Origin of the sequence: Rhizobium sp. WYCCWR 11152 (genome assembly GCF_013087615.1) — a bacterium.
GTDB classification, from domain to species: Bacteria; Pseudomonadota; Alphaproteobacteria; order Rhizobiales; family Rhizobiaceae; genus Rhizobium; species Rhizobium indicum.
In genome coordinates, this window is the sequence record NZ_JABFCP010000011.1 from 190,472 (window position 1) to 204,863 (window position 14,392).

Below are 14,392 nucleotides of genomic sequence, written 5' to 3' on the forward strand. Positions count from 1 at the left end.
ACCATCGGCCACACCTGTTGACACGACGCCAAAATCCACAAAAGTGATCATTTGCATACAAAAAATGATCCTAAAAAGGCGACGTCAAATGACGGAAAACTACTTCGTCTACATGCCTGACAACAGAATTTCTGCAGCATGGGGCTGCACCGCTGTCTCGACGGGCTATTCGGTCATTGCGCCGCACTCCGATTACCCTCCGAGCCGCCATCCGGACGACCATCACTTCAGCTGGTCTCGCGGCCGCATCCTTCAGGCCTATCAGGTCGTGCTGATCAGCGCCGGCAACGGGAAGCTCGAATTCGGCAACCTGCGCCGACAGGTGCGCGTCACGGAAGGATCGATTTTTCTCCTGTTCCCGGGCGTGTGGCACAGGTTCGCGCCCGATCGGCGAACCGGCTGGACCGAGCACTGGATAGAGTGCCGGGGAACCGCTTTCGACTTTGCAGTGGATGCTGGCCTCCTGCATGTCGAACGCCCGCTCAACCCGGCAAGCGATGAGATCAATCATGTGTTCGCCGCCATCCATGACTTGGCGCGGCAGGATCCCGTGCTTCATCAGCTGGTGATATCCACGCTCGGGTTGCAGCTCCTTGCGCTGCTCTGCCGGCCGGACGATCTGGCAACCGGCGCCGGCGCGCGCCTCGTCGATCGGGCGCGCATGATCCTGATGGAGCGCTGCGGAACTTCACAATCGGTCGAGGATCTCGCAGCAGAGATGGGGGTGAGCTACCCCTATTTTCGCCGGCTGTTTCGTGAGCAAACCGGGATGTCGGCGAAACAGTATCAAATGAACGTCCGTGTTCAGCGAGCACGCGACTTCCTAGTAAATACCGACAAATCGGTAAAAGAAATCGCCGGCCTGCTCGGCTTTCATTCCGCCTTCCATTTTTCCAGCCAATTCAAAAATGCGGTTGGCTGCGCACCGACGGAATATCGTAGGACCTCTGAGAATTGAGAAGTCTGCCGATCCGTGGCACCGCGCGATCCCAGACGTCCCTCAGTCTGTCTTCGATGTCCGGAACCAGCGGCAGCGTCGAAGACGCAGAAAAGATCATCGCGCAATATGGAGCCGATCGGAAGGCATCCGACAAGGCTGCATGCCGTTTCGCGGCGTAGAAACGAGAGCGGCTGCTCGACGCTGCAACCAGTGGAGAAGCCGCATGTCCGCCAGTCGCTGAAGAGGCGGCGCGCCGGGCAATGGGAACCACAGTTTTCGGAAGACCTCTTATTTCATTGAAAGCTAATTTGAACTCCGTTAGCTTCCTTTGCGGGAGGACTACAATGCAACACATTGATTCGATTACTGCCGAGCCTATCGTAGCGGCGAAGGTCTGGTGCATCGCGGACTTCTGCTCGCAGCACCGATTGGATGGCAAGGAGCAAGCCAAGCTTACTGCTTTGTTCGGTGAGTTCGCGACCATCAGCGAACTCGTCCACAATGTAACGCGTAGATCAAGGTCAAGGTGAAGAGGCCGACCCGGCGAAACGGCTGACGTTCCATGCGCTCACCTGGCCGGCGGCACCAGCGAGCGTGCGATATCGATGATGTCGTCACGCGAGGTGGTCGGGTCTTCCCTGTTCCAGGCCATCACGATATGAGACCCGTTGAAACGAACGAACGAACGCCGGTACTGGCGACACCGCCTAACCCGGCGAGACGTCAGGCCCACCGGCGGCTCTTTGAATTAAGCGGGCAACCACTTCAGTGCGGTTCTGCGCCTGCAACTTGCGCATTATGTGTTGCAAATGCATCTTCACTGTATGCCCCGACAAATTGAGTTTTCCTGCAATCACCTTATTTGAACAGCCGCATTGCAACTCTGCGAGGACATCCGCTTCCCGGGGAGTGAAATCAGCGATCGCCAAGTACTGCGTCCTATCATCCAAGCTCTTTTCGGCTTCATTTCTGGCCGGACTATGCTCGTTTGAGCCGTTTGTACCAGCTCCCAATAGCTGCGGGAAAAATGTTCCTCCTGCCAGAACGAGACGAAGACCGGCAAGAGCAATGTCAATGGGAAGTGAAGTCGAGAATAAGCCGCGGATGCCCATCTTGAGTGCCTGACGGGCTATGATGGCGTCATCCGTACCTGAGAGCAACGTGACAGGAGCCTCAGGAAAACGTGCAGCAATCGCCGCGAGATCATCACGCAGGCTGGTGCTCTCAACACTTCTGCCAGCCAGGCCCAATACAATCAAACGCACCTCTGCTCCAAGAGCACTATCGAGACTCTCGGTTGAGATCAAATCTATAACGTTCCACCCGGCGAGTTCACGCTCAAGAAGCTTCACCACGGTGGTGCGCGCCAATGTAGAATTCTCGATGATGATCACAGTTGGTGCATTGCGCCCGATACGGCGCCTAGTTCCAGTAATGTCGGACACTTGCGTGCTCCCCACGAATATTTGCAACGCAACAGCTATTCATATTATTCCTGTTCTCACTACATGTCATGAGAAAAAGTGAGTGTATTTCGGATATTAATAGTCTGACCTCTCATGATAATTCTTATAGTTTATAAGATATCAACGATAGATAACTGGGCTTGCAGAGCACATTGAAGAGATTTTTCATGAATTCCTGCTGGTTCGACTTGTCGCTGCAGACTTTCCAGCTTCGCCGAATTCACGTACGGCAAGCGCGTCAACAAAGCTTTCAAAGGCACTGAAAAGGCAACCGATCTGCTACAGACCCATTTCGGAAAGCGCCATTGGATATAACGAGTTGCCGATCGGCTCGGCTTTGTTTCCATATCTCAATTCAAAGCAGTCGCAGACCCGACAGCAAAAAAGCCTGAGATCGCTGACTACCCGTTATGATTAGTGAAACTGTGCTCTAATGACGCATTAATACCAGTTAGCATTGTTCTCCCGCAGACAGCACTGCGCCGGCACCGACCGATAGCGGCCGGAGGTCACGGCCCCTGGCGGCCGAAATCGGCGACAATGCGGATGAGGTCATGGTGGAATGTTCAGTTCTGAGTGAGCCGACCGTTGCGTGCCATGTCGGCCCAAAAGACGAGAGCCCGGCGGAGGAAGCGTTCAACATATGGCCTGATAATGGCACAAAGAACGGTTTCGTGCGGTTGAGCCTCCGCAATGCAAGTGGGGAGGCTATTCGCTAGAGCAATTCCAGCAAAAGTGCATTGCGGTTTTTGCGTCCGGAATTACGTGGAAACAAAGAGATAGAGCATTTCCGTGCTTCGAAGAAAAATGGAAAGGCTCTAGCCATGCATGAAGCTCAGAATGTCGTCTACGAGAGCCGAATGGGCATCCGTGAGGTTACCGTCTCCACCGTGGCCCGCGATGCCGGCCAACTGAAGCGCTTGCTGATCATAGAGAACATGATCGGTCTGTTGGGCATCCGCCGTCCCGCCGGCGGGAACGGCAATGTTGATGGGATGGAAATAGCCGAAATTGACGTCTACCATGCTGCCGGTTGACGATCCGTCCCCACCGCCGCCACCTGCGTGATTGCCGGTATAAATCGTATCTGACGACAAGTTGAAGCCACCGCCATTGCCGCCGATGCCTGCGATCTGCACAGTGCCCTGATCGAAAATGACATTGTTTGTCTGATGAGCCTCTGCGGAGCCGCCTGCGGCGCCGATGGCGATGTTGATCGGTGAAAAGATGGCAATACTCACATCGACCATGCTGCCGACGAAATATCCATCGCCGCCATGGCCCGCATAAAAGTCGCCGGTCAATGTGAGCGCAGTTCCCGGGCTCATCGACGTGCCGTGGCTCGCGACGTTATGGTCTCCGCCCGAGCCGCCCATGCCGCCGATCTGGGTTGCGCCCTGCAGGAACAGTGCGTTGTTCGATTGCTCAGCGTGAGCCGTCGCGCCAGGGCCTGCAGCCACGGCAGTATTCACGGGGGCAAACAGCGCGACTTCGGTGCTGACGAGTCCACCGTAGAAAAGCCCATTGCCCCCGCTGCCGGCATGATTGGCGCCATCGCCGCTACCGATGGCAACATTGCCGCTTCCGCCATTCCCGCCTATCCCCGCCATTTCGGTGGGATGCTGATTGATGAGCGCGTCGTTGCCCTGGAAGGCGTCTGCACCGGAATGAGGTCCCGCAATGGCGGCATTGGACGGCGTGAAGACGGCCAGTGCGTTGCTGCTGATCACGCCTTCGCTGATCCCGTCACCACCGCTGCCGGCTGAATTATGGCTCTGACCGGAAGCGACATCCAATGGAAGCCAAGTCGGCACCAGCGCCAGATGCCCCGCGGCCACGTTGGAGGCGAGGTGTTGATCGCTGCCCGTCTTGGGCAGGTCTTCCAATGAGGGACGAGTTTCCGCCATTACCGTCTCCATTCGCCGGCGACTGCACGTCCACCGAGCATGCGGCGCTATGCAGCCTGAATTGTTCAGGCATTGTGCATCTGAACGTGGGAAAAGCAGAGCCTGCAATTCGTCTACATCCTGTCGGCTAGTGCTGTAGCCATTTGGCTGTCATGGCCGCAGCGCCCGTTGTGCGAGTTTGCGAGCATTAGAGCCTTTCCGGGTTAGATTGCAGCATTCTGTTGGCTCAAACGGAGTCGGATGGTCGACCGGCCGGCGCGCGTCGTAGCCCGGTTCTACGGCCAAGCCGGCCGGTCGATCAGCCGGCCCGTTTCAGCCAACCCGAAGGGCCGGGCACCTTTCCGCCAGGATCAAAGGCGATCGGCTCGGACGTACCAAGGGGTATGCCCTTCGCCAATCGCCTTTGCCCTGACGAAAACCTGCTCCGGCAGAATGCTGCAATCTAACCCGGAAAGGCTCTAAATCTGCCTATGGATCAGAGGTCCTGATGTCGCCTCGACGAGGTCGCAGACACGATCGACCATGCCACCCTGCACCAAATCAATAAGTACTGATCCAAATAACGCTCCGCCATTTCCAAGTATACGCCCAAATGAATGTCACCGAATATCTAGATAGGCCACAGATTAAATCGCAGGCAATATTCGCCTGCGGTTGTATTGGCTGCGGTGACATGCTGGAAATGCACGCCGTAGGGGGACGCCGTAGAACGAACACGGATGAAACCAAGTAAAGGAGTGACATCAATGCCTATTCCACAAATATCCGACACGATTCATCTCAACAACCCGGATGCGGGTGACGCGAATGCCGGCAACGGCGGTGATGGCCACAACGATGGGAACATCAACTACAACCCGGTTGCCTATGTAAACCCCGTGCAAACGGTCTACGGGGCAACGACCGATCTGCACAATGGCGATCACGTTTGGCAGAAGGCAGGTTGGGACGCCGGCAGTGGCGGAGACGGTGGCTTTGCTCAGGCCAAGAACGGCTTCCTGGCGGCGGTCACGAACAGCGGCGACGGCGGCGCGGGGGGAGATTCAAACTCCAACGGCAGCCAAGGAAACTCGAGCGGCGGCGACACGGCTACCGTGAATGCGGCTACGACCGCGACACAATATACGCAGCTTGTGGCCGATCAGCATGCCACCATCCTCGCAGGTGTCGGCGGCAACGGCGGCAACGGGAACAACGCTCTGGGCGGCGATATCTCGTCAGCTCTGGTGCACACGGATCCCGAAACGACGACGGTGAACAATTCTCTCGATCACTTCATAAACGCCTTCGGCCATATCGACGTCGACCATCTCGGCTCCTGAACTCTGACTCTGAGGGTCGCCGGTTTCGGCTGGCGACCCTCCTGAATTGCTGAATCAGCACGCAGCCTCTTCTTGTCAGAATCAAGTGCAGCGAGATCTGATAATGACAACGATTTCCATAAAGCCACCGCGCCCGCCGACACAGCTTGTTGTTGCGCTCAGGGCTTGTGCCGGAGCCTTCGGGTTGGTCTTCCTCTATAGCTGCGGCTACAATCTCTTTCTTCTCGCGCCTTCCATCTATCTCCTGCAGATCTATGACAGGGTCCTGTCGAGCCGAAGCGCTGACACGCTGCTGATGCTGACGATGATCATCGCCATCGGCGTGATGGTCGGGTCCACGCTGGATATCGTGCGCAGAGCAGCTCTTTCGCGCATCGGCAGTTGGCTGGACCACAGGCTACGGCCCATGGTGCTCACCTCATCGTTCGAATATGCCGCTCGCGCCGATACGGGAGCCGCCACGGAATGTTACAGGGACCTGGCCGCAATACGCCAGTTCCTCGATTCACCGGCTAGCTCGCTCTTTTTTGACGTTCCCTGGGCACCCGTATTCCTGTTCCTGCTCTTTCTCGTTCATCCGCTGCTTGGGACCATCGGTCTTCTGAGCGCGCTTGCACTTCTGCTGTTTGCGTTCCTGACGGAACTGGCGACGCGAGAGCCGCTTGCCTACGCCAATCTTGCCCTTTCGAGGAGCTATATCCGATTTGCGACCGCCCTCAAAAACATCGAGGTCATCAGGGCGATGGGCATGCAGGATGGCGCGGCGCTGATCGTCTATCGCGATGCGGAAATGGCAAGAAGGGCACAGGACATCGCGATGCATCGGACGGAGATCATTCTTGGTTTCTCCAAATCGATCCGCACACTCGCGCAGATCCTCATGATGGGATCCGCGACATGGCTAGTGCTCGTAAACAATGGCAGTCCCGGGATCATCTTCGTTGCGAGCCTGCTGCTCGGGCGCGGGCTCGCACCGATCGAGGGCGCAATAGGGGCATGGCGCTCCTTTACGTTTGCGCGCAATGCCTTCAATCGCTTGAACAAAATGCTGATATCAGTTGCATCGGATTGCGATGCCCGAATGGTGCCGCTGCCGGAACCAAATGGCCTCGTTCTCGATAATGTCAGCTATATCAAGCCATTCGCTGATCGGCCGATATTGACTGATATCACCTTGCGCCTCGCCCCCGGCGATTGCATAGCGCTCATCGGTCCTTCGGGATCGGGAAAATCAACACTCGGTCGCGTCATGGCAGGCGTTGTGCCAGCAACGCGCGGATATGCTCTTCTCGGTGGGGTCGATATCTCGGCTCTGCGCCTTTGTGGGGGGACCTGCCACGTCGGATACCTGCCGCAGGACATCGAACTCTTCGGCGGAGCGATCAAGGATGTGATCGGCCGGCTGGACGGAGGAGATCCCGGCAAAGCGATCGACGCCGCGAAGCTGGTTGGGTTGCACGAAGCGATCATGCGGCTGCCGCAGGGTTACGAGACCGATATCGGTGAAGGTGGCAACCTGCTCCTTCGAGCTCAGCGCCAACAGCTGGGACTGGCCCGGGCGGCCTATGGAAATCCGTCTCTGATCGTTCTCGACGATCCGAATTCGAGCCTGGATTATGACGGCGAACGCATGCTGTTTGCGGCAATCGAGCGCATGAAATCCAGGGGGATGACCGTCGTTATCATAACGCACCGGATGGGGATCCTGCCGGTCACCAACAAGATTGCCATCATGCGTAACGGGACGGTGGCTGCCTTCGGCGACAGCGAACGGATTTATGAAACTTATCTTCAACCACCGTCTCGAACAGGAACATAGGGAGAAACGCGGCCATGGCCCTTGTTCAACTGGATGCAACGCCGACGAAATTTTCGAATTCGCCGAGGACGGGTCGGCGGTTGGTCAAGCAACAGACGGCCTATTTGCCGGTGATCGAGTCGAAACAGCGCGGACCCGCGCCCCCCTCGCCGATGCCGGGGCTCAGAGGCGTTGTTTGGACAGGCAACCTGTTGATCCTGGTTTTCATAGTCGGATTGGGAATCTGGTCTGTCCTGGCGCCGCTGAAAAGCGCTGCAATTGCATCGGGCGTTATCGAACCGGAGTCCAGCCGCAAGACCATTCAGCATCTGGAAGGTGGAATTGTCCGACGGATACTCGTTAAAAACGGCGATGCGGTCATGGCCGGACAGATCGTGATAGAACTCGACGACACGAAGTCTCGCTCGGAGCGCGACAGCATTCAAGGGCAACTTTGGGACGCCGAAGGAAGCCGCGCCCGCCTGCTTGCGGAGCAGACGGGCGGCGACCATATCGCCTATCCTGAGGACCTCAGGTCAGCCATGGACAGATATCCTTCGGTCAGCGCGATTCTGATCGGGCAACAGAAAATCTTCGAAGCCCGTCGCCGCGTCATGCAGGCGGAAATTCAGATCGCCAATGAAAAAATCGCGCAGGTGCGGCAGGAAATCGTCGGACTTGGCGCACAGAAGGCAGCACTGGCCGACAGAGCGACAATCTCGAGCCAAGAACTGGATCAGGTTACGATCCTCAGCGCCAAAGGACTGGAAAGAAGGAGCAGACTTCTCAACCTCCAGCGGGAAAAAGCAGACCTTGATGGCCAGCAGGGTCAAGTAGAGGCACAGATCTCTCGCGCCTACCAAGTGATCAGCGGCTCACAGGCCGATCTCGCAAAGCTTGAGAGCGACCGGTTGAGCGAAGTCGCCCAAGGCATGCGCGATACGGAAAGCCGGATCATGCAGCTGCGCGAGCGCTTGCGGGCGATCGACGACCAACTCGCAAGGACCGACATCCGCGCTCCCGACGATGGAACAATCATGAATCTGCGCGTCCACACATCAGGTGGCGTGATCGGCGCCGGTGAACCGCTCGTCGATCTTCTGCCACGCTCCGATCGCCTTGTCGTGTCTGCCCACGTCAGACCGGAAGACATCAACCTCGTTCATGCGGGGCTCGAGGCACAGGTCCACCTCCTTCCCTACAATCAGCGGCGCGTTCCACTCCTGAAAGGTCGGGTCGAGTATGTTTCAGCGGACCGTCTCATCGATACGCAGAGCGGCCAGCCCTACTTTGCCGCGACGATCCGTGTAACGGACGAGCGATTGGCGAAAATGAGTGATGTCGAACTGGTCGCGGGCATGCCCGCGCAGACACTGATCGAAACAGGCAAAAGCAGCGTGGCGCTCTATGCTGTCAGACCACTTCTCGACAGTTTCAACAGAGCATTTCGTGAGGACTGAAGCGGTGATGGGCAAGAGAAAATTCGACAACGACCAGATTACGGGCATTCTGAAGGAGCATCAAGCCGGAGTGACGGTGGCAGATGTTTGCCACAGGTACGGTATCAGCGAGCCGACTTTCTATCGGTGGCAATCCTTGCAGTTCGGAAATGTCGGTCTCCATGCCAAAAGATTGAGAGCACTGGAGGAAGAGAACCAGAAGCTCAAAAAGCTTTTGGCCGAATCCATGCTCTCGGCGGCAACACTGAGCGAGATGCTGGCGAAGACATCGAAAGGGCGAAACTAACCTCTGTCAGGGGTTTGTTGGCCGCCTTCTGGCCCCGCATATCGGGCGCGCGGCATCATATTTTGACGAGGGAGCCTCCCCAAATGGGGCAAAGGGATCCGGCTCGAAAAGTACCAAGCTCCATCACAACGTGGCCGCCTTGGGATGCGTATGCATCAAGCCACATCGTCAAGGTCGACGTCCAGCGCGCTGGCGATCGACCTGAGTGCGTCCAGGGAGCCCTCCTTCTTTCCGGTCTCGATTTCGGAAAGATAGGGCTGGGAGAGTCCGGACTTTTCAGCCAGCTCCTTGATGCTCATACCGCGATGCTTACGGAACACCCGGACAGGATCTTCGCCGGCAATCAGCGCCTTGACGACGTCTTCAGGCCAGGTCTCTTCACCAGCGTCGATACGCGCCTTTGCGGCGCGCGCCTCGCTGATGTCGACAAGGTCCTGATAGTCGTCTTCGGAAAGCAGCACGTACCCCTTGCCGTCGATGGTCAGTTTCTGGATTTCACCCATGGTGGTTCCTATTCGTTATAGATGTCGCCGCGTGGGCCGGCCTTGATGACGAGGACCTGCATGGTCTGATCGTCGATGATGACACGGTCCTGCCCGACACGAATTCGAAAAAAATCGCTGCCTTGCAGCTTCTTGAGGTCGACCGTCTCGCCGTTGGCGAAGGCTTCGACCCTGACGACGATCGCCGCGGCGCGCTTCGGCTGTATCTTGCGGAGTGCCTTCGTGGCGGCCTTGCTGTAGGCGATCTTTTTCATGGGTAAATATAGCTGAAAGCGAATTATTTCGCAACAATAATATTGCCAACGGCGATACTTGCGAAATTCTGCAGGTTCTTTCGATCGGATGCCCGCACGCATCGATGATGCGGATATAAAAAATACAATGAAAACAAGATTGATAGCAGTGGTGCCCAGGACCGGAATCGAACCAGTGACACGCGGATTTTCAATCCGCTGCTCTACCAACTGAGCTACCTGGGCTAACCTGCTTCAGAAGTTCCCTTTCAGAAAAGGAACCGCGGGGCCTTGGTTCACCCCGGAAGCGAGCGGGGTTATAGCATCTTGTTCGCCCATGGCAAGCGTCAAATGACTCTTTTTTGACGGTCTTGCCGGCTTTACGGATTCGTGAGGAAAAATAAGAGCTTCGCAGGCGAAATTCTCTAGTTTTCCTCATCGGGATATTCGGCCTTCGTCTCATCGTCGGCAACCGGGATGGCATAGGCGCCGGTCAGCCAGCGGGACAGATCGGCCTCGCGGCAGCGGTTGGAGCAGAAGGGGTAATGTTCGCGGTTCGAAGGTTTGCCGCATTCGGGGCAAGGGCGGGTCTTGCGCAGCGGTTCGACCTTGGCGGCCGCTTTCTTGTCTTCAGGCATATCGGTTTGTCCTATGCGATCGGCCGTCGGGCTCAACCCTCGGGCCACCGGCTATGCACATCGAAGCCTTCGCCGGTCAAAAGCAGAATGGTTTCATAAAGCGGCAGGCCGACGACATTGGTGTAGGAGCCCACCATCTTCTGTACGAAGGTGCCGGCGAGGCCCTGAATACCGTAGGCGCCTGCCTTGCCGCGCCACTGGCCGGAGGCCAGGTAGTTCTCGATCTCGAAGCCGGAGAGACGCTTGAAGCGTACCTTGGTCTCGACAATCTTCTGACGGACCTTGCGATCCGGGGTCACCAGGCAAACGCCGGTGTAGACCATATGGTTGCGTCCCGAGAGGAGATGCAGCGAGTTCAACGCCTCGTCGGCGAACTCAGCCTTGCCGAGAATGCGCCGGCCGACAGCGACCACCGTATCGGCAGACAGGATATAGCTGCCCTTCCAGGTGATATCGCCCTTGATGGCGGCAAGAGCCGCTTCAGCCTTCTCCGCCGAAAGCCTGCGGGCCAGCGAACGCGGATGCTCCGACTTCTTCGGCGCCTCGTCGATATCCATCGGCATCAGGCGCGAGGGCTCGATGCCGGCCTGGTTGAGCAGGTCAACGCGACGGGGCGAGCCCGAGGCCAGAATGAGCTTGTATTTCAGCGCCATGGAACCTCGACCATCGTCAGACGGGAGCAAAAACCCTTGCAGGACCTTCGGGCAAACTTACTTGAAACGGTAGGTGATACGGCCTTTGGTCAAATCGTAGGGCGTCATTTCCACAAGCACCTTATCGCCGGCGAGAACGCGAATGCGGTTCTTGCGCATGCGGCCGGCGGTGTGGGCGATGATCTCGTGTTCGTTTTCGAGCTTCACGCGGAACGTCGCATTCGGCAGAAGTTCGGTGACGATTCCCGGGAATTCGAGGACTTCTTCTTTAGGCATATAAGTGTTTTCTTCCTGTGGGTTGAATAGGCAGCGCAGCGCGCGCCTTTAAAATTTGGGCGGAAACTACACAATCAACGCAGGTTTGTGAACCTCGTTGATCAGGCTTTCCTTTATTTGTTTTCATGCCGATTGCGCGGCAATGCCATTTCGTTTGAGTAGCCGGCTTTCGATGAGGCCGGCCAAATGATCGCGAACCTCGCGGTAGCTCTCCAGAATCTGCTCGCGCGTTCCGATTGCAACCGTCGGATCCATGGTCGGCCAATAGACCACATCGACCGCACTCGACCGCGTCAGCTCGAGTGCTGCATGATGGGCCTGCGGCGACAGCGTGATGATCAGATCGAAGTAATCGTCCTCGAGTTCTTCCAGCGTCTGCGGCTGGCGGCGCCCAAGGGAAAGCCCGATCTCCTCGAGCACGACATCCACAAAAGGATCGCGCTCGCCGGCGCGAACGCCGGCGGACCTGATATAGGTATTGGCGGGCAAAATGCTACGGGCGATCGCTTCGGCCATCGGCGAGCGGATGGCATTCATCCCGCACATGAAGAGGATGGCGCCCGGCCGCTTTCCCTCCTCGACGTCGACGGCGCGCTCCATTGCCGTCATCCGCGCCAGTAGAGCACGCAGACCAGCGTGAAGAGGCGCCGGGCGGTGTCGAAATCGACCTCTATCTTGCCGGCCAGCCTATCCTTCAGCGTCTGCGAACCTTCATTGTGGATGCCGCGCCGGCCCATGTCGATCGCCTCGATGCGGCTCGGCGTCGACGAACGGATCGCTTCGTAATAGCTCTCGCAGATCATGAAGTAATCCTTGACGATCCGCCGGAAGGGCGTGAGCGACAGGATATGGGTGGCGACGCCGCCGCCTTCTTCGGTGGTGATGGCGAAAACCAGCTTCGAATCGACCAGCGAGATGTTCAGCCGGTAAGGCCCGCCGGCATGGCCGAGCGGCTCGAACCTGTTCTCCTCGATCAGATCGAAGATGGCGACAGCGCGCTCATGCTCGACATCGGGCGTCGAACGGCCGATCGTATCGTCAAGGACGACGTCGCAAAGCCGGAATTCGCCCTTCGCCATGCCCTCACCTTTCGAGGTTGAGGCGGATCGCGACCGATCGCGCATGGGCATCAAGGCCTTCGGAAACGGCAAGGGCGATCGCCGCTGGGCCGAGGGTGCGGAGCTGCTGCGGCCCAAGGCGCAGGATCGAGGTGCGCTTGACGAAATCGAGCACCGAAAGGCCGGACGAGAAGCGCGCCGAGCGCGCCGTCGGCAGCACATGGTTCGAACCGCCGACATAGTCGCCGATCACCTCAGGCGTATGGGCGCCGATGAAGATCGCGCCGGCATTGCGGATGCCGTCGAGCAGCCGGTCCGGATCGACGACGGCGAGTTCCAGATGCTCGGCAGCGATCCGGTTTGCCAGCGGAATAGCCTGTTTCAGGTCGGCAACGAGGATGACCGCGCCGAAATCGCGCCAGCTTGCTGCCGCCGTCTCGGCCCGGTTCAGCGTCTTCAGCTGGCGTTCGACGGCCTGCTCCACTGCCTTGCCGAATGCGGCATCATCGGTGATGAGGATCGCCTGGGAACTGACGTCGTGCTCGGCCTGGGCCAAGAGGTCGGCGGCGATCCAATCAGGATTGTTGTCCTTGTCTGCAATGACAAGCACTTCGGAGGGGCCGGCGATCATATCGATGCCGACGGTGCCGAAGACATGGCGCTTGGCAGCGGCGACATAGGCATTGCCGGGGCCGGTGATCTTGGCGACCGGGGCGATCGTCTCGGTGCCATAGGCAAGAGCCGCGATCGCCTGGGCGCCGCCGACACGGTAAATCTCGGTGACACCGACAAGCTTGGCGGCGGCAAGCACCGCCGGATTGACGGCGCCGCCCGTGGCGGGAACGGCGATGACGATGCGATCGACACCGGCGACCTTGGCCGGCACGGCATTCATCAGCACCGAGCTTGGATAACTCGCCGTGCCGCCCGGAACATAGAGCCCGACCGCTTCGATCGCCGTCCAGCGCGAGCCGAGACCGACACCCATATCGTCCTCGTAGATATCGTCCTTCGGCAGCTGCCGGCGATGATGGGATTCGATGCGCAGTGCGGCGAGCTTCAGCGCCCCCAGCACTTCCGAAGGCACCGCTTCGACGGCGGCGTCGAACTCCTCGGGCGTGACACGCATCGGCACGGTGGCGTAATCGATGCCGTCGAATTTCAGCGAATATTCGGCAAGCGCGACATCGCCACGGGCGCGCACATCATCGATGATGGCGCGAACGACCACGTTCACATCCTCGGAGACTTCACGCTTCGTCGTCAGAAAGGCGGCAAAATGCTGCTCGAAACCTTCCGATGCCTGATCCAGCCAGATTGCCAAGGCCGATATTCCTTCTCAACTCGAAACTGCGATGTTCAAACTTAGGGCGTCATGTCAGCGGTGGCGAGGCTTGGAGGAGGCCTCCCAGGCGCCGCCGATATCGGCCAGCTGGACCTCGATGCATTCGACATCGAGTGCAATCGAGGCCGTGCCGGACAGCGACAGCTCGATTGTGCCCTCCGGCCCCTCGCCCTTTTGCTCGAAGCGCAGTGCCAGCAGCGACAGCACCTCGTCGCGTTTTCCACGATCGATACCGAGCGAACGGACGGCAAGCACGCGCTTGAAGACCAGCGCAGCACGGCGGCGCTCGAAACCCTTGCGCTTGCGCTCGGCACCTTCCCAGACGAAACGATTGGCGGCAAGTGCGAACTGCGCGTCGCGCGGCGACCAGTCGATGTCGCCGACCTTGAAGACGCTGTCCTGCATATGCGCGGACATGATCGCAAGATCCTCGTTATCGAGCGCAACAAGTTTCAGGTCGGTCATTCAGCCTCATCCCATTACCGGCCTAGGCCGGGCACCGCCGGA

Annotated in this window: 17 protein-coding genes, 1 tRNA gene and 1 pseudogene; 6 read left to right on the forward strand and 13 right to left on the reverse strand. The window is 58.2% G+C overall.

Going from position 1 to position 14,392, the window contains the following annotated elements:
* The first annotated feature begins 88 nt into the window (after positions 1–88).
* Both G9X67_RS22445 and G9X67_RS35085 read left to right on the forward strand, forming a co-directional pair.
* Entirely contained in the window at positions 89–958 is an 870-nt protein-coding gene (locus tag G9X67_RS22445) for an AraC family transcriptional regulator (protein ID WP_246413133.1), read from the forward strand.
* A gap of 326 nt (positions 959–1,284) precedes the next feature.
* The gene (locus G9X67_RS35085) at positions 1,285–1,470 is read left to right on the forward strand and encodes a hypothetical protein (RefSeq protein ID WP_138334440.1); all 186 of its coding nucleotides are present in this window, start codon (positions 1,285–1,287) and stop codon (positions 1,468–1,470) included.
* Positions 1,471–1,508: 38 nt separating this feature from the next.
* On the opposite strand, the pseudogene G9X67_RS35090 reads toward G9X67_RS35085, so the two are convergent.
* The 3 genes and pseudogenes from G9X67_RS35090 to G9X67_RS22455 form a co-directional block, all read right to left on the reverse strand.
* A pseudogene (locus G9X67_RS35090) lies at positions 1,509–1,598 on the reverse strand (LysR family transcriptional regulator); the annotation flags it as partial.
* Between the two features lie 49 nt (positions 1,599–1,647).
* Positions 1,648–2,412, reverse strand: coding sequence for a response regulator transcription factor (locus G9X67_RS22450; RefSeq protein ID WP_138388139.1), 765 nt, complete (start codon positions 2,410–2,412; stop codon positions 1,648–1,650).
* An 812-nt stretch (positions 2,413–3,224) separates the two neighbouring features.
* Positions 3,225–4,313, reverse strand: coding sequence for a hypothetical protein (locus tag G9X67_RS22455; RefSeq protein ID WP_171599717.1), 1,089 nt, complete (start codon positions 4,311–4,313; stop codon positions 3,225–3,227).
* A gap of 746 nt (positions 4,314–5,059) precedes the next feature.
* Between G9X67_RS22455 and G9X67_RS22460 the strand changes: the two genes are divergently transcribed.
* From G9X67_RS22460 to G9X67_RS22475, 4 genes are all read left to right on the forward strand, one after another.
* On the forward strand, positions 5,060–5,635 hold the full coding sequence (locus tag G9X67_RS22460) for a PE-PGRS family protein (protein WP_138334522.1): 576 nt from the start codon (positions 5,060–5,062) through the stop codon (positions 5,633–5,635).
* A 103-nt stretch (positions 5,636–5,738) separates the two neighbouring features.
* A complete protein-coding gene (locus G9X67_RS22465; RefSeq protein WP_171599718.1) occupies positions 5,739–7,454 on the forward strand; it encodes a type I secretion system permease/ATPase in 1,716 nt (571 codons plus the stop codon).
* Between the two features lie 14 nt (positions 7,455–7,468).
* A complete protein-coding gene (locus tag G9X67_RS22470; protein ID WP_171599719.1) occupies positions 7,469–8,893 on the forward strand; it encodes an HlyD family type I secretion periplasmic adaptor subunit in 1,425 nt (474 codons plus the stop codon).
* 7 nt (positions 8,894–8,900) lie between these two features.
* Positions 8,901–9,179, forward strand: coding sequence for a transposase (locus G9X67_RS22475; protein WP_164986455.1), 279 nt, complete (start codon positions 8,901–8,903; stop codon positions 9,177–9,179).
* 155 nt (positions 9,180–9,334) lie between these two features.
* Here the strand turns inward: G9X67_RS22475 and G9X67_RS22480 are convergent, their stop codons facing one another.
* The 10 genes from G9X67_RS22480 to G9X67_RS22525 form a co-directional block, all read right to left on the reverse strand.
* Positions 9,335–9,682, reverse strand: coding sequence for a helix-turn-helix transcriptional regulator (locus G9X67_RS22480; protein ID WP_138388143.1), 348 nt, complete (start codon positions 9,680–9,682; stop codon positions 9,335–9,337).
* 8 nt (positions 9,683–9,690) lie between these two features.
* Positions 9,691–9,936 (reverse strand): cytotoxic translational repressor of toxin-antitoxin stability system, encoded by a 246-nt coding sequence (locus G9X67_RS22485; protein WP_171599720.1) that lies wholly within the window; start codon positions 9,934–9,936, stop codon positions 9,691–9,693.
* 149 nt (positions 9,937–10,085) lie between these two features.
* Positions 10,086–10,161 (reverse strand) — tRNA-Phe (locus G9X67_RS22490).
* 179 nt (positions 10,162–10,340) lie between these two features.
* Positions 10,341–10,553, reverse strand: a complete 213-nt coding sequence (gene yacG, locus G9X67_RS22495) for a DNA gyrase inhibitor YacG (RefSeq protein WP_020048404.1) — start codon at positions 10,551–10,553, stop codon at positions 10,341–10,343.
* 32 nt (positions 10,554–10,585) lie between these two features.
* Positions 10,586–11,206: a Maf-like protein gene (locus G9X67_RS22500; RefSeq protein ID WP_003545339.1), complete on the reverse strand. Its 621-nt coding sequence runs from the start codon at positions 11,204–11,206 to the stop codon at positions 10,586–10,588.
* A 57-nt stretch (positions 11,207–11,263) separates the two neighbouring features.
* The gene (infA, locus tag G9X67_RS22505; RefSeq protein ID WP_003545338.1) at positions 11,264–11,482 is read right to left on the reverse strand and encodes a translation initiation factor IF-1; all 219 of its coding nucleotides are present in this window, start codon (positions 11,480–11,482) and stop codon (positions 11,264–11,266) included.
* Positions 11,483–11,605: 123 nt separating this feature from the next.
* Positions 11,606–12,091: a low molecular weight phosphatase family protein gene (locus G9X67_RS22510; RefSeq protein WP_171599721.1), complete on the reverse strand. Its 486-nt coding sequence runs from the start codon at positions 12,089–12,091 to the stop codon at positions 11,606–11,608.
* Positions 12,088–12,561 (reverse strand): UPF0262 family protein, encoded by a 474-nt coding sequence (locus tag G9X67_RS22515; protein WP_011650397.1) that lies wholly within the window; start codon positions 12,559–12,561, stop codon positions 12,088–12,090. Before G9X67_RS22515 ends, G9X67_RS22510 begins: the two co-directional genes overlap by 4 nt.
* Before the next feature lie 4 nt (positions 12,562–12,565).
* A complete protein-coding gene (hisD, locus tag G9X67_RS22520) occupies positions 12,566–13,864 on the reverse strand; it encodes a histidinol dehydrogenase (protein WP_171599722.1) in 1,299 nt (432 codons plus the stop codon).
* A 54-nt stretch (positions 13,865–13,918) separates the two neighbouring features.
* Positions 13,919–14,350 (reverse strand): DUF2948 family protein, encoded by a 432-nt coding sequence (locus G9X67_RS22525; protein WP_012755989.1) that lies wholly within the window; start codon positions 14,348–14,350, stop codon positions 13,919–13,921.
* Between the last annotated feature and the right edge of the window lie 42 nt (positions 14,351–14,392).

Bases quoted from the DNA above. Each gene is read 5' to 3' on its own strand.
- G9X67_RS22445 (WP_246413133.1), top strand. From the start codon at position 89: ATGACGGAAAACTACTTCGTCTACATGCCTGACAACAGAATTTCTGCA.
- G9X67_RS35085 (WP_138334440.1), top strand. From the start codon at position 1,285: ATGCAACACATTGATTCGATTACTGCCGAGCCTATCGTAGCGGCGAAG.
- G9X67_RS22455 (WP_171599717.1), bottom strand. From the start codon at position 4,313: ATGGCGGAAACTCGTCCCTCATTGGAAGACCTGCCCAAGACGGGCAGC.
- G9X67_RS22460 (WP_138334522.1), top strand. From the start codon at position 5,060: ATGCCTATTCCACAAATATCCGACACGATTCATCTCAACAACCCGGAT.
- G9X67_RS22465 (WP_171599718.1), top strand. From the start codon at position 5,739: ATGACAACGATTTCCATAAAGCCACCGCGCCCGCCGACACAGCTTGTT.
- G9X67_RS22470 (WP_171599719.1), top strand. From the start codon at position 7,469: ATGGCCCTTGTTCAACTGGATGCAACGCCGACGAAATTTTCGAATTCG.
- G9X67_RS22475 (WP_164986455.1), top strand. From the start codon at position 8,901: ATGGGCAAGAGAAAATTCGACAACGACCAGATTACGGGCATTCTGAAG.
- G9X67_RS22480 (WP_138388143.1), bottom strand. From the start codon at position 9,682: ATGGGTGAAATCCAGAAACTGACCATCGACGGCAAGGGGTACGTGCTG.
- G9X67_RS22485 (WP_171599720.1), bottom strand. From the start codon at position 9,936: ATGAAAAAGATCGCCTACAGCAAGGCCGCCACGAAGGCACTCCGCAAG.
- yacG (WP_020048404.1), bottom strand. From the start codon at position 10,553: ATGCCTGAAGACAAGAAAGCGGCCGCCAAGGTCGAACCGCTGCGCAAG.
- G9X67_RS22500 (WP_003545339.1), bottom strand. From the start codon at position 11,206: ATGGCGCTGAAATACAAGCTCATTCTGGCCTCGGGCTCGCCCCGTCGC.
- infA (WP_003545338.1), bottom strand. From the start codon at position 11,482: ATGCCTAAAGAAGAAGTCCTCGAATTCCCGGGAATCGTCACCGAACTT.
- G9X67_RS22510 (WP_171599721.1), bottom strand. From the start codon at position 12,091: ATGACGGCAATGGAGCGCGCCGTCGACGTCGAGGAGGGAAAGCGGCCG.
- G9X67_RS22515 (WP_011650397.1), bottom strand. From the start codon at position 12,561: ATGGCGAAGGGCGAATTCCGGCTTTGCGACGTCGTCCTTGACGATACG.
- G9X67_RS22525 (WP_012755989.1), bottom strand. From the start codon at position 14,350: ATGACCGACCTGAAACTTGTTGCGCTCGATAACGAGGATCTTGCGATC.